This window comes from Enterovibrio calviensis DSM 14347 (assembly GCF_000621165.1).
Lineage (GTDB): Bacteria > Pseudomonadota > Gammaproteobacteria > Enterobacterales > Vibrionaceae > Enterovibrio > Enterovibrio calviensis.
The window spans coordinates 609,362-630,686 of record NZ_KK211217.1 but is presented as its reverse complement, the minus strand read 5'-3'; the positions used below and the strand labels follow the sequence as shown (position 1 = coordinate 630,686).

Here is a 21,325-nt window from a genome sequence, read left to right as displayed (position 1 = left end):
GAAATTTTCAATACAGAATCAAAAAAGCTAGGAGATGCATTTTTTTGGAAAATACTTAACGTTGTAGACGCAATAAGGCTTGATTCAGGAGGAATTAAACCTGTGGCAGGCTTGGAAATTATGGAAGACTCTGCTCTTACTTATACCTACACCGAAAATATCAATCTTTATGCGGATAGAGTTTTAGGAAAAGCCGCTTGGTATGATATGAGATTAGGGGCCAGGAAAATAATTTCAGATCGTCTGTTAGATATTGTAAAGAAAAATGATTTTTCTAATGTAGATGTGATGTTTGTAAATGTTCTGATAGAAAAATAAAGAGATTGACGTTTACAAACATTAAGGCTGCGTATTACATAGCCTATGATTTTCTCGTGTTATATAAAAGTTGTGGTGACATAGATGGATATTATTGCATACAAAAGTAATTACGATCCCGACAATACCGGTTTCGAAAAAATCACTCTTACATATAATACTTCGCCTCACCTTGCCATGGTAACAAGGGAAAGAAATGGTGACGAAGTAGGTGAGATTGATTATTGGTTTATTTCGCCACATATTAAAGGCAAGGGTGCAAGAAGCGAATTTGGTCATGTGCTTCAAGAACATCATCTCACCCCAAGTAATGTATACAAGAGCGTAGAGTTCGCGGATTACTTTTAAACAATTTCAAATGCGGAAAATTACACATATATACCCAAGCAACCTGAAGATGCTCGATTTCAGAGGCCATCAGAGTGTTCAATTCGAGGCAAATTCTTGTAGGAATAGTCATTCTATTTCACAGGGATTTAACGATGAAGTGGACGCTCTGATGGCCTCCCTTCGGGCGAGTTTACTGAATCCTGCATCTTCAGGTTACTTGGGTATAATCACCGAGATGTGATGACAAATCACATTCCTTTACCATCAAAAAATCATGCAGACTCACAGCTTTTAGGACTTGCCAAACACTTCGGTTCACATCCACTGTATGACGGCTTCGTTATGGATAGAATCAGAGACATAATACGCCGTGGAGAGGATTTTTCTGAAGCTTACACTGCTAGTGAGGAAGATAGAAGAATATCTGAAAAATCTGATTTACTAGAAAGAGAACTTACTGAATTAGAAATTGAAGATATTGTAAGGTAAGCATATATCGTGTGCTGAAAGATAACGACCAACTGCATCATCGAGGACGGACGAAACCGCCACAGCCTTCGACGGAGCATGACTTCGAAACACTGACAACAACACATCAAGGATGGCAACAATGACGTTCGAAACCTGGCTCGCTTTTCTGACAATTGCTTTTTTAGCAGCGCTTTCTCCAGGGCCTGCAATCTTACTGGTGATGACGCATTCGCTTCGTTCGGGGTTGAAAAAAGCGGTGTTCACGATTTTGGGGAATGTCACGGGGCTATTTCTGATGTCTTCGTTTTCAGTCTTGGGGCTGAGTGCCTTGGTATTGAGCTCCGCCACCGCGTTTTTGGTGATCAAAGTGCTGGGGGCGTGCTACCTGTTTTACCTCGGGATAAAAACGTGGCGAAACGGCATGGCGATTTCATTGGATGATGCACCTAAAGCGGTGAATACCAAAAGCTACTACTTACAAGGCGTGCTGGTTGCCCTTACCAACCCGAAAGCCATCGTCTTTACCACGGCATTGTTTCCGCAGTTTATCAATATCAACGAAGCGCTATTGCCTCAGTTTTCTTTGCTGGTAATCACGCTCATGTGCTGTTCAATCACCTGTCTGTGCGGGTATGGCTATTGGGGCGTGAAAGCCTTCACGCGCTCCAAGCGCCTTGCTAATTCGAAATGGTTGCCACGTACATTTGGCGGCACGTTCATGGGCGTGGGTGTCATGCTTGCGTTAACCGCGCAACGCTAAGCCTGAACAAGCAGCGCCGTAAGCAACACCACCATCGAAAACAACACCACGGATAATCCTTTCCAAAAGCGCACGGGGTCTTTTTCGATCATCGCGCGCTGTTGGCTCGCCTTTTCTAGCTCCCGATTAGGGGTCAGCAAATCTTGCTCAAACTCTGACAGCACGTCATACCGCGCAGCTGGAATGGAATGGCACGCCTTTTTCAGCGCCGCATCGAACCAATCAGGCACGTCAGGCCGAAACACCACTGCAGGGGTGTAGGTTTGTCGATTTGATACTCGTGGGTTTGACGCATTCACAGGCTTATACGGCAAATGCCCAGTGAGCATTTCGTAGAAGGTCACGCCGAGTGAATAGACGTCTGACGACAAGGTGGCTTTGTTGCCCTTCAAATACTCAGGTGCGGCATAATTTAAATCGCCAACGGGGTAGCTTTCTTCCACATGCCCTGACAGTTCCTCTAACCCTTGCGCTTGTGCTGTGCCGTAATCAATCAATACAACGTTCATGTCCTTATCCACCATCAAGTTGTCCGGCTTGATGTCGCGATGCACCACTGCCATGCGTTGTAAGACTCGCATCGAACGAATCGCGCCTTTGGCTAATGGTCGAATTTGAGAGAGCATGGGTGTCGGGTTATCCAACATCCATTGCCTGAGCGTCATACCCTCCACGAAATCACAAACATGATAAAGAAAACGCGATTGCCAAGTTTGTGTGTGAATCTTCATCACGCCCCGTTTTCGAACTTGTTCTCCGATCCACCCTTCTCGAATAAATCCAGAAAGATACACCTCATCATCTGCGAAATTTTGAGACGGCATTTTCAATACGTATTGCTTATCGTCTTTCGTGCTTCTCGCTAAGTACAAATGGCTTCGGCTGCCGCTGTATATAACGCGTTTGATCTGGAAATGGTCGATCTGTTGCCCTTCTGACAACACGGGAGGAATGACTTGTTCAGCGCGATGACGAAACGCCTCATCAAAGGCTGCTTTCGGTAATTCATCAATGGCGAGAAATAGGCAGGATATATTGTCATCACTGCCCGCCGCCAGCGCACCGTCCACCAGTTTGCTTGCGATGGCTTCAAGATCTTCATTGTCGCGACCTAAACTCTCGTTTAAGAACGAGAGAATATCGTTTTCTGGCAAGGCATCATGAATGCCGTCTGTGGTCATCAGCAACACATCACCGGCTTGGACGGCTGACAACTTGTAGTCGACTTCCAAATGGCTATCAATGCCGAGTGCACGCGTTAAGTGGTGCTGTGTTTTGCTCGTGTAGCGGCGGTGGTCTTGAGTTAGCTGAGTGAGCGTTTTATCTCGAAGAAGGTAAACACGACAGTCACCCATGTGAAAGAGATGTGCGGTGTTGGATTTAACGACAACGCCCGTAAATGCCGCGACCATGGCATTGGATTTCTCGCCATCTTGTTTTGCGTGATGGAAAAGCCAATGGTTGATGGATTTAAGTACCGCCCCTGCCGAGTCTTTAACAGACCAGGTGTTCGGCGTATCCATATAGTCATTAATGAATTCCGTCACACTGGTTTCACTGGCTTTTTGGCTGACCTCGCTTGAGCTCACGCCATCGGCAATGGTTGCCACCACGCCTTTGTGTTTGAGTTCACTCAAGTTAGTGGGAATTTTAACGGCGAAAGCATCTTGATTTGGGGGCTTTCGCCCCGCAACAGAACACCCTCCGGCACGAACGACGAGCCGAGAAGCAAGCTTCTCGGACTCTTTCGCGGCATGAGACGCCATGTAAGGCGTGGACAATACCTCGGGTTTCATACTTAGGCTTTCGCTACGTCAATCATGGTGATCGAACCATCCTCGTTCACTTCAGCAATCTGGCCTGAAGGCTCTTCCATAAAGAGTAGCGTGATAAAACCAAGTACCGCTGTTCCGGCAATGATTAAGAAGAAAGTGCTGTAATCCACCAGCGACAACACGGTGAGATATACAACAGCACCCACGTTGCCGTATGCGCCTGTCATGCCTGCAATTTGGCCTGTCATGCGACGTTTGATCAATGGCACGGCTGCAAATACTGCCCCTTCGCCCGATTGCACGAAGAACGAACAACCCATTGCTGCGACAACCGCCAGCCATACAGGCCATGCGCCATCAACTTGTCCCATCACAAAGTAACCCACTGCCAAGCCAGCCGTCAGGATAAGCAGGGTCGGTTTTCGACCAAATTTATCCGACAACCAACCGCCACCCGGGCGAGACATCAAGTTCATGAAGGCGTATGCCGATGCGACCATACCCGCAATAACAGGGGTCAGTTCGAACGTGTCAGCAAAGAACAGCGGCAACATGGAAACTACCGCCAGCTCAGAACCGAAAGTCGCGAAGTAGAGTACGTTTAGTACCGCAACTTGCTTAAACTTGTACTGATGGATTTCGGGCACAGGCTCTACAAACACATGCTTGTTCACTTTCCACACTTGGGCGGTATCGAACGCATAGATCAGCGCAAGAGACACATAGATAGCGATCACCACCGAGTCTGAGAACATACCAATGCCTGATGGCGACAGTTTCCACGCTAGCAAAGCGAGTGCTCCATACATCGGCATTTTCATCAGCAGCAACAAGTAGAAGTCACTCTTAGAGGTCACTTCCATTGCGCCGCCATTTTTCGGCTTGTAGTAGGTCGCGCCTTTCGGCGTATCGGTGACGCTGCGGTAGAAAATAACCGAGAAGAACAAACTCATCAGGCCTGTAATACCCATGGCGTAACGCCAGCCGTCTTCACCACCAAACATCACTGCAACCGTTGGAAGGGTGAATGCAGCGGCTGCTGAACCAAAGTTACCCCAACCGCCGTAAATGCCTTCTGCCGTGCCCAATTCGTTATGTGGGAACCACTCTGATACCAAGCGAATACCGATAACGAAACCTGCACCGATCAAACCCAGAGCAAAGCGCGCAATCGCGGCTTGAACAAAGTTATCGGAGAGGGCGAACACGAAACAGGGAATAGAACAAATCGCGAGCAAAAGTGAGTAAACCAAGCGCGGCCCGTATTTGTCGGTGAGCATGCCAACAACCACCCGTGCAGGTATGGTAAAGGCGACGTTAAGAATAAGGAGTGTTTTAATTTCTGCAGTGGTTAATCCTAATGATTCCTTTACCGATTGCAGCAATGGGGCAAAGTTAAACCACACCACAAAGGTAATAAAAAAGGCGAACCAACTTAAATGAAGTATTTTCATTTTCCCTGTAAAGGAGAGTATGTTGAACTTCTCGCTACCTGACATAATTCCTGTCCTCGTCAATAAATAATCCTTTGAACTACAACGTTTTATTTCTGTAGTTTTAATATCTTTGGTTTTTCATCATTCCCTTATTTTGAACGCACTTGTCCAACCCTCGCTTGCGCTGAAAGCGCCAAAGCTCGGATTTCAAAACTGGTTTTAAAAAACCGTTTCTAAAAGCACGTTTCCAATTGAGGATTGGAAACAGAGCGGGTTCACCCAATTACGCGGCAAAAGCCCGCACTGTTAATTTATGCATCGGTTTAATCGATAGTCGTCATTCCTAATTGAACAGCACCTTCATGCTGTCGAACGGGATAGGTAATGACTGACACAGATTCGTCCTCAATGCACTCTCCACTGGTGAGGCAAAAGTGCTGCTTATACAGCGGAGAGGCAATCACGGTTTTTTCGCCAATGGACCCAAGCAGCCCGCGCGAAAGCACGTTTGCTTTCCCAATCGGGTCGAAGTTGTCGATAGCGTAAAGCGTGTCGGTTTTTCCGCAGAGAAAGATGGCGACCTGCTTTTCATTAAACAGCGCACAGATGCCCGTGTTCTCTACCAAATCTGTCTTATCGCAAATGGTTTGCCACTGATACATGTCGTCTCTCCTACCCTTCAATCTCTACAACATCAATGCGTTTTTCTGGTTCAACCGCCACCGCAGAAGGCTCTACAATTTGCACAGTGGGAGCAGGGACACGCTGCCCTCGCTCAGTGATATATTTCAAACCACTGTCAGCTTGGTCGCTGTTGACGAAGTGTTTAAAGCGCTTGAGCTTTTCTGGTGATTCGATGGTGGTTTTCCATTCACATTGGTACTGACCCAGGCTGCCTGCCATCTCTGCTTCCAACTCTTCGCCAATGGCGAGTTTGTCTTCAATCACCACTTGCTTCAGGTAGTCCAATCCGCCTTCAAGGTTTTCCAGCCACACAGAGGTACGCTGTAAACGGTCTGCGGTGCGGATGTAGAACATCAAGATACGGTCGATGTATTTGATCAGAGTTTCACGATCAAGGTCGGAAGCAAACAAATCAGCATGACGCGGGCGCATGCCGCCATTACCACAGACATACAAGTTCCAGCCGTTTTCTGTCGCGATAATGCCAATGTCTTTCGATTGAGCTTCGGCACATTCGCGCGTACAGCCTGACACAGCAAATTTCAGTTTGTGCGGAGAGCGAAGCCCTTTGTAGCGATCTTCGATGTTGATGGCGAAGCCCACGCTGTCATCCACGCCATAGCGACACCATGTAGAACCGACACAGGATTTCACCGTTCGAACCGATTTCCCGTAGGCATGCCCGGTTTCAAACCCTGCATCGACGAGAATCTTCCAAATTTCCGGCAATTCATGTAACTGCGCGCCAAACAAGTCAATGCGCTGACCACCCGTCACTTTGGTATAGAGGTTGTAGTCTTTCGCGACCTGCCCTAGCACAATCAATTTGTCGGGGGTGATTTCGCCGCCAGCCACGCGTGGCACGACAGAATAGGTGCCGTCTTTTTGCATGTTACCGAGGTAAATGTCGTTGGTGTCTTGCAGCCCCATGTGCTCGTTTTTCAGCACATAGTCGTTCCAGAATGATGCCAAGATCGACGCGACAGTCGGCTTACACACATCACAGCCCAATCCCTTACCGTGGCTTTCGAGCAGCTCATCAAAGGTTTTGATTTTCTTGATACGGACAATGTCCGCCAATTCTTGGCGCGTGTATTCAAAGTGCTCACACAGGTTGTTATTCACCTCGTGGCCGAGCGCAGCAAGTTCCGCATCCATCACTTGTTTGGTCAGCGCCGCACAGCCACCACAGCCTGTCGAGGCTTTGGTTTCCGCTTTCAAATCCGCCATGCTGGTGCAACCCGACGCAACCGCTGTTTTGATGCAGCCTTTACTCACGTCGTAACACGAACAAATCTGCGCTTCATCGGGTAAGTTCGACAAACCCGCCGCCCCAGAATCACTGTCAGCCGCGCCATTAGACAAGAGCAGCACCGACGGGAACTCAGGCAGTGGTAAACCGTTAAGCATGGTTTGCAGCAGGTTCGGGTAGCTTTCAACGTCACCGACCAGCACCGCGCCTAGCAAGGTTTTTCCATCTTCAGAAACGATGATGCGTTTGTAGACTTGCTCGATTCCGTCCGAGAATGTGTAAGACTGCGCACCCGGCGTTGAACCTTGCGCATCACCGATACTGGCAACATCCACACCCAACAATTTGAGCTTGGTGCTCATGTCAGCACCTTTGAACTCGGCTTCGGTGCCGCAAATTGATGCGACCGCGACCTTCGCCATTTGGTATCCCGGCGCGACTAAGCCAAAGATTTTCCCTTCCCAAAGTGCACATTCACCAATGGCGTATATGTCGCTATCGTTGGTTTGGCATTGGTTATTGATGACGATGCCACCGCGTTCACCCAAGGGCAGATCATGGGCTTTGGCGAGTTCATCTTGAGGGCGAATACCCGCAGAGAACACCACCATGTCAGTTTCAAGCTCAGAGCCATCTGCAAACGTTAACTTGTAACGACTAGAATCACCTTGAGCGATGTTTGTCGTGGCTTTTTCGGTGTGAACATTCACGCCTAATGCCGTGATTTTTTGTTTCAACAGCTCGCCGCCGCCATCGTCCAATTGCACCGCCATCAAACGTGGAGCAAACTCAACCACATGGGTTTCGAGCCCCATGTTTTGAATGGCGTTTGCGGCTTCTAATCCCAACAAACCACCACCAATGACGACGCCAACTTTGCTGCTGTCACCTGAAGCGCGAATGGCTTCTAAATCTTCGATGGTACGATACACGTGGCAATGCGGCTGCTCGTTACCAGGAATGGGTGGGACAAACGGGTATGAGCCAGTGGCGAGCACCAAGCTGTCGTAAGCAATCTCTCGACCTTGGTCTGTCACCACCAATTTATTCTCGCGCTGAATTGACACCACTTTCTCGTTCAAGAAGTACGTGATGCCTTTCTCTTTGTATTCGTTTTCGCTGGTCAGCATGAGATCGTCGGCATCTTTGCCGCTAAAAAAGCTGCTGAGTTGAACGCGGTCATACGCTAAGCGCGGTTCTTCTGAAAAGGTAATGATCTCAAACTGAGCGTCGCTGTTTTTCTGGGACAATTCATCGATGAATCGATGCCCCACCATGCCGTTGCCGATAACGACAATACGTTTCTTTTCCATTGTTAAATCCTTATGCAGAAAGCTTTTCAATATGATCGATATCGAGATGTGCTGTGGTCTGCGTAATAAACCAATCCAATTCTTTTGCCAGCGAGACAACCTTGCCCACGACAATCAATGACGGTGACACCACCGCTTCATGCTTGATGGCATCCTTGATCGTGGCGAGGTCGCTGATAAATACGCGCTGGTCCGCGGTACACCCTTTTTCAATCACCGCGACAGGCGTTGTTAAAGGCAAACCGGCTTGAGAGAGTTCTTCGCTGATGAGGGCCAGCTTCGACAGCCCCATGTAGAACACCAAGGTGTGATCCAACGCGGCGAGTGCTTTCCAATTCACTGACAAATCTTTTTCGGCGTGCGCTGTCACCAAGGTGCAGCCTTGTGATAAACCGCGATGAGTAAGAGGAATACCTGCATAACTGGTGCAGCCGGATGCGGCTGTGATTCCGGGAATGACTTCGACCTGAATGTCTTCCTGATGCAGGGTTTGCATTTCTTCCCCGCCTCGGCCAAAGACAAAGGCGTCTCCTCCTTTTAATCGACACACATCCTTGCCACGCCGCGCCAATTCAACCAACAAGGCGTTGGTATCATTCTGGGGGACACTGTGTGCACCTTTGGCTTTACCGACGTAGAAAATGTCTTTGTCTGAAGGAATGAGCGAGAGAATCTCGGCGCTGACGAGTCGGTCATACACGACAACATCGGCCTGTTGAATGCAACGCAACGCTTTAATGGTCAATAAATCTGGGTCGCCTGGGCCCGCACCAACCAGAAAGACAGTCCCATTTGTTCTGTGGCTTTCTTTCGTTATAGTTTTTTTCGTTTTAATGCCACTAAAATCACAAGACGTAATAGCAGAAACTCGTGTTTCCTTTAAAACCTCTTCGCGTTTCAAACTTTGTCTTTTCGGCGTCACTGAATATTTTTCATTTGCCATCCTGACCTCACCATTGCTCCCATACGATAATTAACAAACGAAGAAAGTTTTCACATTTACGTTTATGAACTTGTCGCTTTCTATTTTTCTATCAATAGAGCAAATTGAGTGCCAGCACAGAAGCCAATCGAAAAATAAAACACAGATATCTGGTTTTATTGGTTTATTTTCAAAACCCGCATTAGAGCCTGCCGTTCTCACTTCCTACAAAATGTTTTATCTCTGCCCTTTTTACGTGCACCACTTCATTACATTGCACCAGAATAAACAGGCCCATGTGGAACATTCACGCCTTCGCACCCTATTGGCGCAAGATGAAAACCATAAATAGTTCATTCTTTTCACTTAGAAAATCATTAGGCCAGCCAAATAATTTATTTAGCCATCCATTAAATTCAAAGCTGGCGCATATATTGCTCAGTAAAACTGGAGATATTAATAATGAAGTTAGCAATGGGTGGGTGACGTGGAAAATATCCAAATAAAGGCCGAGAAAAACAAAAGCGAATGGATCAAGTCTACGTGTGCGTATTGCGGTGTCGGTTGTGGCATCGAAGCTAGGGCTAATGCATCCGGTAAGCTCGACGTTAGAGGTGATGAATCTCACCCTGCCAATTTTGGGCGACTCTGCTCCAAAGGATTATCACTCGGTGACACCGTCACGGATAAAGATCGACTTCTCGTCCCGTCAATCGACGGGAAAGCGACAACTTGGAACACAGCGTTGGAGCACGTTGCGACATCATTCAACAATATCATTCAAGAGCATGGCCCCGATGCGGTCGCGTTTTATGTGTCTGGGCAATTACTCACAGAAGACTATTACGTCGTTAACAAGTTGATGAAAGGCTTTATTGGTTCGGCCAACATCGATACAAACTCTCGTCTTTGCATGGCGTCTGCGGTGGCAGGACATAAACGCGCCTTTGGAGAAGATTGCGTACCGGGCACGTATGAGGATTTAGAGATTGCCGATCTGGTGGTACTTGTGGGCTCTAACCTCGCTTGGTGTCACCCCGTTTTATATCAACGCTTGAAAGCGGCAAAGGAACAACGCGGCACCAAAGTCGTGGTTATCGACCCGCGCAGAACCAGTACATGCGAAATCGCCGATCTGCACCTGCCACTCTCTCCCGGTAGTGATATTGCGCTATTCAACGGCTTGCTGGCCGATCTCTCCAAGCATGGACAGCTAAATCAAAGTTACATTGCCAACCATACGACAGGATTAGACGAGGCCCTTATTCAAGCCCAGCGATTTGATACAGTGGCAGCCGTCGCTTCAGCAACGGGATTGAAACTGGCGGACATTGAAACCTTTTATCGTTTGTTTCGCCAACACGTCAGAACCGTCACTATGTTTTCTCAAGGCGTGAATCAATCCACCAGCGGCACTGACAATGCCAACAGCATTATTAACTGCCACTTAGCGACTGGGCGCGTTGGCCTTCCCGGCAGCACGCCGTTTTCAATTACCGGCCAGCCTAACGCCATGGGAGGACGAGAAGTTGGCGGGCTTGCAAATACGCTTGCGGCACATTTGGAATTTGGCAATGACGCGCACTCGGCATTGGTCAGTGATTTTTGGCAAACCGACAGATTGGCGACACAACAAGGCTTGAAAGCCATCGACATGTTCGACGCCATTGAAAGCGGCAAAATAAAAGCGTTGTGGGTCATGGCAACAAACCCTGCAGTCAGCCTGCCTGAAAGTGACCGAATCGCGAAAATTTTGGAGAAATGCCCACTGGTCATTGTGTCTGATTGTGTTTCAACGTCGGAGACCTTGGATTACGCCGAGGTGAAGCTACCCGCGCAAGGTTGGAGTGAGAAATCGGGCACGGTAACCAATTCAGAACGCATGATTTCTCGTCAGCGTCGATTACTGCCAACGCCGGGAGAAGGTAAACCCGATTGGTGGATAGTGAGTGAAGTGGGCAAACGAATGGGGTTTCATCACGCCTTCGATTACCCAACGGAAGCTCATATTTTCCAAGAGTATGTGGCCATGACGATGATCGGAAATCATGAGGGCGATACGACAAAACGGAAGCTGAATCTTTCTGCATTAGACGCTATAACCGTGGAAGACTATCACACCTTCTCCCCAATGCGTTGGCCGATTACCGAGGAAGAACGCACATCAGGAAGACTTTTTGCGAAAGGCGACTTTTCCACGCCTGACGGAAAAGCGCGGTTTATCGCGGTTAATCACAAAGCGCCTGTAAGCCCTATCACACAGCAATACAGCATGATCCTTAACTCTGGGCGAATTAGAGACCAATGGCACACCATGACGCGTACAGGGCTGTCTGCGGCATTAAATTCCCACACCATCGAACCTATTATCGAGATCAATCCCTTTGACGCGACCGACAGGGGCATCAAAGAAGGCCAATTGGTCAATGTGATTAGCCAGGTAGGAGAACAGGTATTCAAAGCTCACGTGACCAATCGCGTCACCCCCGGGCAAAGCTTCGGGCCAATTCATTGGAACAAGATGAATTGCTCAGGTGGCAAGGTAACGGCGGTGATCCCCGCACACACCGATCCTATTTCAGGTCAGCCCGAATTTAAAGCCACGCCAGTTTCGATCAAACCTTTGAAGATGCAAAGTGCGGCCAGCTTGGTCACGCAAACTCGGCTGACTAAACAGCAGCTCCAAACATTTGATGCCGACTATTGGGTGCTTCAGGCCATCGAGGGAGGTTATCTGTACCACTTCCAATTCAAAGAAAGCTGCGCATCAGTATCATCTAAGCTTAGGGCATTAGCCTCTCCCGAAAGCCCTTTCCTCGTTCACGGAAATGCAGAGCATGGTCGTCGTGTCGTGGTTTACCAAGACAAAACACCGTTATTTGCCTTCTCGGTCTTCACCTTAAAACAAGAAAGCCAACAACCCGATATATCACAACTGCTTGCTAGCCAGTTCGATAGCCAAGACATTCATGCCTTTTTGTCTGGTTCGTTGGCAGCACGCTCTCCGATCATTTGCGCCTGTAAACAGGTCTCACTGGACACCATTGAAATCGCCTTGACTGAAGGCAAAGCGGAAAGCATTAAAGAGGTAAGCGAACGAACACAAGCGGGAACAGGGTGCGGCAGTTGCACGGCAGAAATAGGCAACATTGTCGATCGCGTCTGTGCGCGGAAGTTAGCGCAAAGAAAGGTGGGATAAGAAGCGAGAAAAACGTACGACGGAGCGTCGCTCAATTCTGCTTTTGTACCGCTATCGCCAGCACAAAAAAAGGCAGCCAACTGGCTGCCTTTTCCATTGTCACATCAAAGAATTACTTCTTCTTGCGCTTATCTGTGATTTCCCATTTACCGTCGATAAGTAAACCAGTCCAACCGGATGGCTTACCTTCTTCTTCGGTACGCACGTAGTTCTCTTTGCTCTTACGGCTAAAGCGAACCACAGCTTTGCGACCATCAGGGTCTTGCGCTGGGGCATCGGCCAGATACTGATATTTCTCTGGGATGCGATCTTTAAAGCGAGCAAGCTCTTCAACCAAAGGCGCGCGAGTTTCGCGTGATTTAGGGAAGTTACTCGCCGCAAAGAACAAGCCTGATGCACCATCGCGAAGCACAAAGTATGCGTCTGAGTTTTCACAAGGTAGCTCAGGGAAATGCACCGGATCTTCTTTTGGTGGCGCAATTTCACCGTTCTTCAAAATCTTACGCGTGTTCTTACAGGTTTCGTTGGTACAACCCATGTACTTACCGAAACGGCCGTTTTTCAGCACCATGTCAGAACCACATTTGTCACACTCAACCATCGGCCCTTCATAGCCTTTCAGCTTGAATTCGCCTTTTTCGATCAGGTAACCATCACAGCTTGGGTTGTTACCACAAACGTGCAGTTTACGATCTTGGTCAATCAGATACGCGTCCATTGCAGTTTCGCACTTCGGACAACGTTTCTTCGCTCGCAGCGCGGCGGTTTCAACGTCTTCTTCCAGTACGTTAACGATGCCTTCTTCATCCATCAAGTTGATGGTGGTTTTGCATCGCTCTTTCGGTGGCAACTGGTAACCAGAACAACCTAGGAATACGCCTGTTGATGCGGTACGGATACCCATCTTGCGACCACAGGTTGGACAGTCAATATCCGTCATGACGATACTGTTAGGCTTCATTCCGCCTTCAGTTTCTTCGAGCTCTGCCTTGCCCAAGTCGTCAGTAAACGCTTTGAAGAAGTTGTTCAGTACTTGTTTCCAGTCTTCACTGCCCATTGCGATCTTATCGAGGTTGCCCTCCATTCGCGCAGTGAAGTCATAGTCCATCAAGTCTGCAAAGCTGTCGTCGAGACGGTCGGTAACAATCTCGCCCATCTTTTCAGCATAGAAACGACGTTGCTCGGTGCGCACATAACCACGATCTTGAATCGTTGAAATGATCGATGCATACGTAGAAGGACGACCGATGCCACGCTTCTCAAGTTCTTTAACCAATGCAGCTTCTGTAAAGCGTGCTGGTGGCTTGGTGAAGTGTTGTTTAGGGTCAACCTTATCAAGCGTCAAGATCTCGCCCACATCAACGTGTGGAAGCGTTGTATCTTCGTTCTTGCCCATTGGACGTTGAACGCGAGTCCAACCATCAAAACGCAAGGTACGACCTTTCGCTTTCAGGGTAAATTCACCCGCTTTTACGCTGATCGTGCCTGAATCGTATTTCGCTGGTGTCATTTGACACGCAACAAACTGACGCCAAATCAAGTCATACAGACGATGTGCATCTGGGTCCATGCCCTGCAGATCATCGGCTTTCACATCAACGCTTGAAGGACGAATCGCTTCGTGCGCTTCTTGAGCATTGCCTTTCGAACCGTATTTTATCGGTGATGATGGCAAATACTTATCGCCATACTCGCCGTTAATATATTCACGAGCAGATTCAACCGCTTCTTGGCTCAAGTTGGTCGAGTCGGTACGCATGTAGGTGATATAACCACCTTCGTACAGACGCTGCGCCAACATCATGGTCTTCTTAACGCCGAAGCCCATACGCGTACTCGCCGCTTGTTGTAGCGTCGAGGTAATAAACGGTGCAGACGGCTTACTGGACGTCGGACGGTCTTCACGATCCACAACTTTGTAAGTCGCTTTTTGCAATGCATCGGTCGCGGCCATCGCTTGCGCTTCGTTCAATGGTTTGAACGCTTCACTGTTTTGCTGAGCAACCACTAGGCGCAGCGCATTTTGGCTTGCCGTTGTGGTATCAGCGTGAATATCCCAATATTCTTGCGGGATAAACGCCTTGATCTCATGTTCGCGTTCGACAAGCAGCTTAACAGCTACTGACTGAACACGACCGGCTGACAAACCACGTGCAACCTTCTTCCAAAGAAGCGGCGACACCATAAAGCCCACAACGCGATCCAGGAAGCGGCGTGCTTGCTGTGCATTCACGCCATCCATGTTCAACTCACCAGGCGCTTGGAACGCTTGCTGGATAGCATTTTGAGTAATTTCGTTAAAGACAACGCGCTTAAAACGGCTTTCATCACCGCCGATCAGTTCCCGCAGGTGCCAAGCAATGGCTTCCCCTTCGCGGTCCAAATCCGTTGCGAGATAAACAAAATCTGCTTTTTCTGCTAACGCTTGTAGCTCTGAAACCACTTTTTCCTTACCTGGGAGCACTTGGTACTTTGCTTTCCAATTTTGGTAAGGGTCAACACCCATTTTGTTGATGAGCGAGTTTTTCTCTTTTTCTTTCTTGATGCGTTCTTTTTCTTCCGGACTCAACCCTTTGGTTGAGATAGGCGCTGCTTTCTTGCCGCCTTGAGAAGCACCGGTAGGCAGATCCCGAACATGACCAACGCTTGATTTAACGATGAAGTCTTTGCCCAGGTATTTATTAATCGTTTTTGCCTTTGCCGGGGACTCCACGATAACGAGAGATTTACCCATAATGACCAATACGCCCTCGCGTTAAAAATTCAATCTGTCAGTCCAGATGGCAAAATCAGTGATGCCATGGTGACTGACGCTATTTACAATATTGAGCGAGTCGATCTGAATATCAACCAGTTTCTTTCTAAATCCCCCCGATTGGTCGCAGCTCCCGCAGTTGTTACGTGCTTGTAAACAACAAACTGGTTTTTCCGGAGGGTTAGCGTCGTCTCACTTTTGCAAGCGCGCTAATCATTACCATTGACCGCAACCTATTTACCATTTCACTTCGAATTTTTCTGGCTTGGCTCACAGTTAGCTACATGAGTAACGATCAATTCGAAGGAATCGTAACCATGTCCTCTTTTATAGACGCTCACGCTATAATAGGCGCTCTTTTTCAATTTACCCGAGAAAAGTATGTCTGAGAAAACACCGATTAGCGCCGAAGAGTTGCTAACCATCGCCAATCAAATGATCAAAGACCACGATGCTTACCTAGACGGTATGCTGGCCAGTTCCGTCGATGAAAAAGCGGGTGTCATGGTTTTTAAAGGCGAATATTTTTTGGATGAAAACGGACTGCCTACGCCAAAAACCACCGCTGTTTTCAATATGTTCAAGTATCTTGCCCACCAGCTTTCGAAACAGTATACCTTGCAGTAAGTTGGCGTAATTGACCCTATCATAAGCGTCAATACCTACCAGAAAAATGCCACCTCAGCGGTGGCATTTTTTGTCCAAATTTTGGGCTTAGCCCTCAAACACCGCGGTGTCTTTTTCTTTGTCTTCGCGAATTGAGTTACCGCCCTGATCAGATTTGTCTCCGCCACGCCCTTTCGGATCTGGGCCAAACTGATTTGGACCTGGGGTGCCATCGAGAATACCCAATTCAACCAAAGCAAAGATAGGACCCACCAATGGTATGAAAGTCACAACAAGCCACCAAGGGCTCTTGTTTCTATCTTTCAAACGCTTGATGTTTAGTGCAATTGAGGCATAAATCGCAAACATCGAAATCGCAATTGAAAGTGCATCAAGCAGGACGTTTCCGCCTTGATAAAACAAAGTTGGCAATACCATGACCAATACAGGCAAGCTATATAGCCAATAATCACGGCGTCTCATTCGACCTTGGAATGAAAACAACGCCCACTTTTGGTTGTTCATGTAAACTCCTAAACGATTGGTCGCTGACCGCGGCTGATCCACTTCAACAGTAGGCGATCTGCCGCTTCTGCTGATGCTCCTGCCAATTTCTCAGCGAGCTTTTTGCGCTGAACGTAACGAACGCCCAGAACGTCTTTCTCTTTTACTGCAGACACCAAGTAGTCATCACTGGTTCCAATCTTGTCGATCAAACCCAACGGCAACGCCTGATTACCAAACCAATGCTCGCCTGTCGCGACTTTTTCAAGTTCCAACGAAGGACGATGATCAGCAATAAAATCTTTAAACAAGGTGTGCGTTTCTTCTAATTCAGTCATGAATTTCTCACGCGCTTTGTCGGTGTTTTCACCAAACATCGTGAGAGTACGTTTGAACTCACCTGCAGTGATTTGCTCAAATTCAATATCATGTTTTTTAAGCAATTTATTGAAATTTGGCAATTGCGCAATCACGCCAATTGAACCGACAACCGCAAACGGAGCAGCAATAATTTTGTCTGCCACACACGCCATCATGTAACCGCCACTTGCGGCAACTTTATCAACAGAAACTGTTAGCGGAATGCCAGCTTGCTTAATGCGGTCTAGCTGCGACGAAGCAAGGCCATAAGCGTGCACCATGCCGCCGCCACTCTCGAGGCGAATCAACACTTCATCACCTTCTTTGGCTACCGCTAGCACGGCGGTGACTTCTTCACGCAATGCAGTCACTTCTCGGGCATCAATGCTGCCTTTAAAATCCAAAACGAAAACGTGAGGCTTACGGCTAGATTCCAATGACACGGTGTCGGTCATTTTCTTAGCGTCTGCTTTGGCTTCTTTAGCCTTGGCTTTTTCCGCTTTCTTCTCGGCTTTGTCGCGGGCTTTTAGTGCCGCTTCATCATAAAGATAAGACTCCATGGAATGAATCAAATCCTTATGTTTTTCAGTCAGGTTCGTTACTTCTAGCTCCCCTTTCTGACCCTGTTTGCCACCCGCGCTTTTTGCGATAATCAGTACTGCGATGACTGCCACAGCAAAGGTCAATATCTTTGCTAGGAACAGGCCATAATCAAGCAAGAATTCCAAACTGTATTCCTCATTTATAGTTATATACGCCCATTCTACTAAACATCGACCCGCAAAGTGCAAGTGTCGTGTCGTTTTCTTTGTATTCGCCAGTTGTTTAATTGAGGTTCAGCACCTTACAATGGCTTGTAGCCGCGATGAAACACCTCAGTGTTTCAGTAAGTGGGCGTTGAGATTAACAGGCTGAAATGCCGAAGATAAAAAGGAATATTGTAACGTGGAGTATCAAGTAGCAGCCAACGCATTAGACGGCAAGGTCATTTTGGTGACGGGTGCTGGAGATGGTATTGGACGACAAGCCGCCCTCAGTTACGCACAACACGGTGCAACCGTTATTCTGCTAGGACGCACAGTTAAGAAATTAGAAAGCGTTTACGACGAGATAGAAGCCGCTGGTTGCACGCAACCTGCCATTGTACCTCTTGATATGCTGGGTGCCACTCGCCAACACTACTTGGACATGGCAGATACTATTGAGCAACAATTTGGTCGCCTTGACGGTGTGTTGCACAATGCAGGCATGCTGGGTGTCTTGAGCCCTTTCGATCAGATTGAAGAGAAAGCGTTTGATGAAGTCATGCAAGTTAATGTGAAAGCCACGTTCTTGATGACACAAGCTTTGTTACCGCTATTACAGAAATCAGATGACGCTCGACTGGTCTTTACATCTTCAACCGTGGGTCATGCTGGTCGCGCCTTCTGGGGCACCTATGCCATGTCGAAATTTGCGACAGAAGGCATGATGCAAGTGCTGTCTGACGAATTAAGTAACACCAGCGTAAAAGTCAATGCCATTAATCCTGGTGGTACTCGCACTAAAATGCGCGCCTCTGCTTTCCCAGCTGAGGAAGCAAGCAAACTGAAAACCCCACTGGATATCATGCCGTTATATTTATACCTAATGGCGCCAGAAGGGGTTAGCGTAAGCGGACAATGTATCGATGCACAACCAAAGTAAACGTCGCTAAGCTCAAGATAGACAACAAAAAAAAGCCAGCATTTCTGCTGGCTTTTTTCATTTCCGTTTGGTGCTTAACGCCCTTGGCGCTTATCACCTTGCGGCTTTTGACGAGAAGACGATTGGCCGCCACGGTTTGGACCCGAGTTACCAGTGCGACCGGCACCACGTTTGCCTTGAGCTGGTCTACCACTTGGTTTTCCGTGCGCAGGCTTACCTTGTGCAGGTTTGCCCTGAGCTGGCTTACCTTGGCCAGGTTTGCCTTGTGCAGGTTTACCCTGAGCAGCAGGCTTACTTTGCTGACCGCCACGGCGCGGTTTACGAGCTTCACCCGATTCAACACGCTCTTCGTGACGACGTACCGCACGACGGATTTTCTGGCCACGCGCTTTACGTTTCTGCGCTTCAACCGTAATCATGGTTTCTTTCTCTGGACGCAACTCTACCAACTCACGCAAGTAGTTCACATCTTCCAGTTCCAGTTCCATCCAGCCACCACGAGGTAGCTCTTTGTTTAGATACAGATTGCCGTAACGCACACGCTTAAGACGGCTTACCGTTACACCCTGTGATTCCCACATACGACGGACTTCGCGGTTACGACCTTCAGTGATCACAACATAGAAAGTGTGGTTCATGCCTTCGCCGCCCGCGTAAACAACATCTTCAAAACGGGCTTCGCCGTCTTCAAGTGTTACGCCACGGACGAGGTTTTTCACCATCTGCTCATTCACTTCGCCAAACACGCGAACCATGTATTCACGTTCTACTTGACGGCTTGGGTGCATCAAGCGGTTAGCCAACTCACCATCTGTGGTGAACAGCATCAAACCTGACGTATTCGCATCCAAACGACCTACAGCGACCCAGCGGGCACCGTTGAGACGAGGGAGGCGATCAAAAACGGTACGACGACCTTCAGGGTCGCTGCGTGTGCACAACTCGCCTTCTGGTTTGTTGTATGCCATTACACGGCACACAACTTCAGAAGGCGCAGCAACTTGTACACTGTGCCCGTCAACACGAATGTTAGCATTGACATCATCAAGACGATCACCCAGTTTGGCAACAATGCCATTGATACTGACGCGACCCTCTTGTATCAGGGATTCGATCTCACGACGAGAACCAAGACCTGCACGGGCTAACACCTTCTGTAATTTTTCGCTCATTTACGTTTACCTTACTGTCGCCTTCACAGGCGTCGATGTCGGAAAGAAACGCCCCAAAAAAGAGGCAACAGCGTATTATGCCTAAATTGGCTCAAATACACCATTTCATTTAGAAAAACACTCACGACATCAATGGAAATTTAGCGTTGCAGAGGCGGAAAGTTTCCGCCTCCATTTTAATCATGCAACGTTAAGTTTATTCGAAAGGACTGGTATCGCCTGTACCATGACGGAGAATCACGGGTTCGCCGTCGTCACTGAAGTCAACCACGGTTGTCGGTTGCTCACCGAGATAGCCGCCGTTCAGGATAACATCTACCGTGTGTTCCAGCTGATCACGGATCGATTCGGGATCAGACTCGGTATAATCATTTCCCGGCAGAATCAGAGACGTCGACATCATTGGCTCACCGAGCGCTTCTAACAAATCGAGCGCGATACGGTTGTCAGGTACGCGAATACCGATCGTTTTACGCTTAGGGTTCATCAAACGACGTGGCACTTCTTTTGTCGCTTTTAGAATGAAAGTGTACGGCCCTGGCGTGTTGTTTTTGATCAAGCGATAAGCTGTGTTATCGACACGCGCATAGACAGAAATCTCAGATAAGTCTCTGCACAACAAGGTGAAATTATGCTTGTCGTCTAGTCGTCGAATACGACAAATCTTCTCTAGCGCCGACTTATTTTCAAGCTGGCAACCGAGAGCATAACCTGAGTCCGTTGGATAGATAATGACGCCACCATTTCTCACAATGGCAACGGCCTGCGTGATTAAACGCGTTTGCGGATTCTCAGGATGTACATAAAAAAACTGGCTCATACTTCCTCCTGTAAGGGCACTACTTCCAATGTCGGCAACGTCCAAGTTTCCCAGATTTCCTTGCACCCTTTCGGTAAGTATAAGTTACGACCTAGCTCTAGCCAGGGAGAAGGGTAATGAAAATCAGAACCTTGGGAGCCTGCAAGCCCAAATTGAATCGCATAATCACCTAAAAGGCGACGTTCATTCGGTGCTTGTTGAGGTTGAGCAACTTCCATCCCATCCCCACCCGCGTCGGCAAAAGTCTGAAGTAAGCGTTTCAACCACTTGGCCGTGAGTTTATACCGACCGGGATGCGCAATCACCGCTTGACCACCCGCTTTGTGAATAACGTCAACCGCTTCTTCTATGGTGCACCAATTTGGTGGCACATAACCGGGATTACCACGGGTTAGGTATTTCTTAAACACCGCCTGCATGGTTTTCACATAACCTTGTTCAACCATCCAGCGAGCAAAATGTGCTCGAGTGAGAGGTACGTCTCCCGCGAGGGCTTTTGCGCCTTCTAACGCACCCGGCATGCCTTGTTTGTCTAATCGCTCAGCAATCAGCTCAGCTCGCGCTTCTCGGCGAATAGCCTGCGCGTCGATCAAGGCGAGAAGTTCTGGCGAATCAAGGTCAATATTCAATCCCACAATATGAATATCTTTATTTTGCCAAACCGTAGAAATCTCAATTCCATTGACGATATGCAGAGGAAGCTCAAGATCAGTCACGGCTTGTTTCGCCGGTGCGATGCCCGCAAGGGTGTCGTGATCGGTAATCGCAAGCACGTTGACACGAAAATCAACGGCGCGTTTCACCAATTCTTCTGGGCTAAAGCGTCCGTCAGACGCTGTGGTGTGGCTGTGTAAATCAAATAGCATTAATTTTCTTCAATTCGTTGCTTGACTTTGCCGCCATACACTAGTTAACTAGTACACGATTACTAACTCAAATGGATTACGTCTTCATGGTACAGC

17 protein-coding genes and 1 pseudogene are annotated in these 21,325 nt (G+C 48.1%); 7 read left to right on the top strand and 11 right to left on the bottom strand.

What is annotated here, in order from left to right; genetic code table 11:
- The 4 genes and pseudogenes from Q365_RS0121105 to Q365_RS0121090 form a co-directional block, all read left to right on the top strand.
- Positions 1 to 318: pseudogene (locus Q365_RS0121105) on the top strand (hypothetical protein); the annotation flags it as partial.
- An 84-nt stretch (positions 319 to 402) separates the two neighbouring features.
- Positions 403 to 666, top strand: coding sequence for a hypothetical protein (locus tag Q365_RS0121100; RefSeq protein WP_028025223.1), 264 nt, complete (start codon positions 403 to 405; stop codon positions 664 to 666).
- 222 nt (positions 667 to 888) lie between these two features.
- Positions 889 to 1,137, top strand: a complete 249-nt coding sequence (locus Q365_RS0121095) for a hypothetical protein (protein WP_028025222.1) — start codon at positions 889 to 891, stop codon at positions 1,135 to 1,137.
- Positions 1,138 to 1,258: 121 nt separating this feature from the next.
- A complete protein-coding gene (locus Q365_RS0121090; protein ID WP_028025221.1) occupies positions 1,259 to 1,879 on the top strand; it encodes a LysE family translocator in 621 nt (206 codons plus the stop codon).
- Here the strand turns inward: Q365_RS0121090 and Q365_RS0121085 are convergent.
- From Q365_RS0121085 to cobA, 5 genes are all read right to left on the bottom strand, one after another.
- Positions 1,876 to 3,675, bottom strand: a complete 1,800-nt coding sequence (locus Q365_RS0121085; RefSeq protein WP_028025220.1) for a bifunctional protein-serine/threonine kinase/phosphatase — start codon at positions 3,673 to 3,675, stop codon at positions 1,876 to 1,878. The two genes, Q365_RS0121090 and Q365_RS0121085, sit on opposite strands and share 4 nt — an antisense overlap.
- A gap of 2 nt (positions 3,676 to 3,677) precedes the next feature.
- Complete coding sequence (locus tag Q365_RS0121080; RefSeq protein WP_028025219.1) at positions 3,678 to 5,153, bottom strand: NarK family nitrate/nitrite MFS transporter; 1,476 nt, start codon at positions 5,151 to 5,153, stop codon at positions 3,678 to 3,680.
- Positions 5,154 to 5,413: 260 nt separating this feature from the next.
- Positions 5,414 to 5,752, bottom strand: coding sequence for a nitrite reductase small subunit NirD (gene nirD, locus Q365_RS0121075; RefSeq protein WP_028025218.1), 339 nt, complete (start codon positions 5,750 to 5,752; stop codon positions 5,414 to 5,416).
- Between the two features lie 10 nt (positions 5,753 to 5,762).
- Positions 5,763 to 8,339 carry a nitrite reductase large subunit NirB gene (gene nirB, locus Q365_RS0121070; protein WP_028025217.1) on the bottom strand — a complete coding sequence of 859 codons (2,577 nt, stop codon included), beginning with the start codon at positions 8,337 to 8,339 and terminating at the stop codon, positions 5,763 to 5,765.
- A gap of 10 nt (positions 8,340 to 8,349) precedes the next feature.
- Entirely contained in the window at positions 8,350 to 9,282 is a 933-nt protein-coding gene (gene cobA, locus Q365_RS0121065) for a uroporphyrinogen-III C-methyltransferase (protein WP_028025216.1), read from the bottom strand.
- A gap of 457 nt (positions 9,283 to 9,739) precedes the next feature.
- Here cobA and Q365_RS0121060 point away from each other — a divergent pair, with 457 nt between their 5' ends.
- On the top strand, positions 9,740 to 12,460 hold the full coding sequence (locus Q365_RS0121060; protein WP_051563842.1) for a nitrate reductase: 2,721 nt from the start codon (positions 9,740 to 9,742) through the stop codon (positions 12,458 to 12,460).
- A 112-nt stretch (positions 12,461 to 12,572) separates the two neighbouring features.
- Here Q365_RS0121060 and topA read toward each other — a convergent pair whose 3' ends face one another.
- Complete coding sequence (topA, locus tag Q365_RS0121055; RefSeq protein WP_028025214.1) at positions 12,573 to 15,194, bottom strand: type I DNA topoisomerase; 2,622 nt, start codon at positions 15,192 to 15,194, stop codon at positions 12,573 to 12,575.
- Between the two features lie 402 nt (positions 15,195 to 15,596).
- Between topA and Q365_RS0121050 the strand changes: the two genes are divergently transcribed.
- Positions 15,597 to 15,842: a YciN family protein gene (locus tag Q365_RS0121050; protein ID WP_028025213.1), complete on the top strand. Its 246-nt coding sequence runs from the start codon at positions 15,597 to 15,599 to the stop codon at positions 15,840 to 15,842.
- A gap of 87 nt (positions 15,843 to 15,929) precedes the next feature.
- Here Q365_RS0121050 and Q365_RS0121045 read toward each other — a convergent pair whose 3' ends face one another.
- The gene (locus Q365_RS0121045) at positions 15,930 to 16,346 is read right to left on the bottom strand and encodes a DUF805 domain-containing protein (protein WP_028025212.1); all 417 of its coding nucleotides are present in this window, start codon (positions 16,344 to 16,346) and stop codon (positions 15,930 to 15,932) included.
- A gap of 8 nt (positions 16,347 to 16,354) precedes the next feature.
- Positions 16,355 to 17,413 (bottom strand): protease SohB, encoded by a 1,059-nt coding sequence (gene sohB / locus Q365_RS0121040; RefSeq protein WP_028025211.1) that lies wholly within the window; start codon positions 17,411 to 17,413, stop codon positions 16,355 to 16,357.
- 217 nt (positions 17,414 to 17,630) lie between these two features.
- Between sohB and Q365_RS0121035 the strand changes: the two genes are divergently transcribed.
- Positions 17,631 to 18,371, top strand: coding sequence for a YciK family oxidoreductase (locus tag Q365_RS0121035; RefSeq protein ID WP_028025210.1), 741 nt, complete (start codon positions 17,631 to 17,633; stop codon positions 18,369 to 18,371).
- A gap of 74 nt (positions 18,372 to 18,445) precedes the next feature.
- Here Q365_RS0121035 and rluB read toward each other — a convergent pair whose 3' ends face one another.
- The 3 genes from rluB to rnm form a co-directional block, all read right to left on the bottom strand.
- On the bottom strand, positions 18,446 to 19,543 hold the full coding sequence (gene rluB / locus Q365_RS0121030; protein WP_028025209.1) for a 23S rRNA pseudouridine(2605) synthase RluB: 1,098 nt from the start codon (positions 19,541 to 19,543) through the stop codon (positions 18,446 to 18,448).
- 196 nt (positions 19,544 to 19,739) lie between these two features.
- Positions 19,740 to 20,363 carry an L-threonylcarbamoyladenylate synthase gene (locus tag Q365_RS0121025; RefSeq protein WP_028025208.1) on the bottom strand — a complete coding sequence of 208 codons (624 nt, stop codon included), beginning with the start codon at positions 20,361 to 20,363 and terminating at the stop codon, positions 19,740 to 19,742.
- Positions 20,360 to 21,229: an RNase RNM gene (gene rnm / locus Q365_RS0121020; RefSeq protein WP_028025207.1), complete on the bottom strand. Its 870-nt coding sequence runs from the start codon at positions 21,227 to 21,229 to the stop codon at positions 20,360 to 20,362. The genes Q365_RS0121025 and rnm overlap by 4 nt, the downstream gene beginning before the upstream one ends.
- Between the last annotated feature and the right edge of the window lie 96 nt (positions 21,230 to 21,325).

Coding starts and splice junctions, on each gene's coding strand:
- Q365_RS0121080 (WP_028025219.1), bottom strand. CDS start 5,153: ATGTCAGGTAGCGAGAAGTTCAACATACTCTCCTTTACAGGGAAAATG.
- topA (WP_028025214.1), bottom strand. CDS start 15,194: ATGGGTAAATCTCTCGTTATCGTGGAGTCCCCGGCAAAGGCAAAAACG.
- rnm (WP_028025207.1), bottom strand. CDS start 21,229: ATGCTATTTGATTTACACAGCCACACCACAGCGTCTGACGGACGCTTT.
- Q365_RS0121095 (WP_028025222.1), top strand. CDS start 889: ATGACAAATCACATTCCTTTACCATCAAAAAATCATGCAGACTCACAG.
- rluB (WP_028025209.1), bottom strand. CDS start 19,543: ATGAGCGAAAAATTACAGAAGGTGTTAGCCCGTGCAGGTCTTGGTTCT.
- Q365_RS0121050 (WP_028025213.1), top strand. CDS start 15,597: ATGTCTGAGAAAACACCGATTAGCGCCGAAGAGTTGCTAACCATCGCC.
- Q365_RS0121090 (WP_028025221.1), top strand. CDS start 1,259: ATGACGTTCGAAACCTGGCTCGCTTTTCTGACAATTGCTTTTTTAGCA.
- nirB (WP_028025217.1), bottom strand. CDS start 8,339: ATGGAAAAGAAACGTATTGTCGTTATCGGCAACGGCATGGTGGGGCAT.
- nirD (WP_028025218.1), bottom strand. CDS start 5,752: ATGTATCAGTGGCAAACCATTTGCGATAAGACAGATTTGGTAGAGAAC.
- Q365_RS0121100 (WP_028025223.1), top strand. CDS start 403: ATGGATATTATTGCATACAAAAGTAATTACGATCCCGACAATACCGGT.
- cobA (WP_028025216.1), bottom strand. CDS start 9,282: ATGGCAAATGAAAAATATTCAGTGACGCCGAAAAGACAAAGTTTGAAA.
- Q365_RS0121025 (WP_028025208.1), bottom strand. CDS start 20,363: ATGAGCCAGTTTTTTTATGTACATCCTGAGAATCCGCAAACGCGTTTA.
- Q365_RS0121085 (WP_028025220.1), bottom strand. CDS start 3,675: ATGAAACCCGAGGTATTGTCCACGCCTTACATGGCGTCTCATGCCGCG.
- Q365_RS0121045 (WP_028025212.1), bottom strand. CDS start 16,346: ATGAACAACCAAAAGTGGGCGTTGTTTTCATTCCAAGGTCGAATGAGA.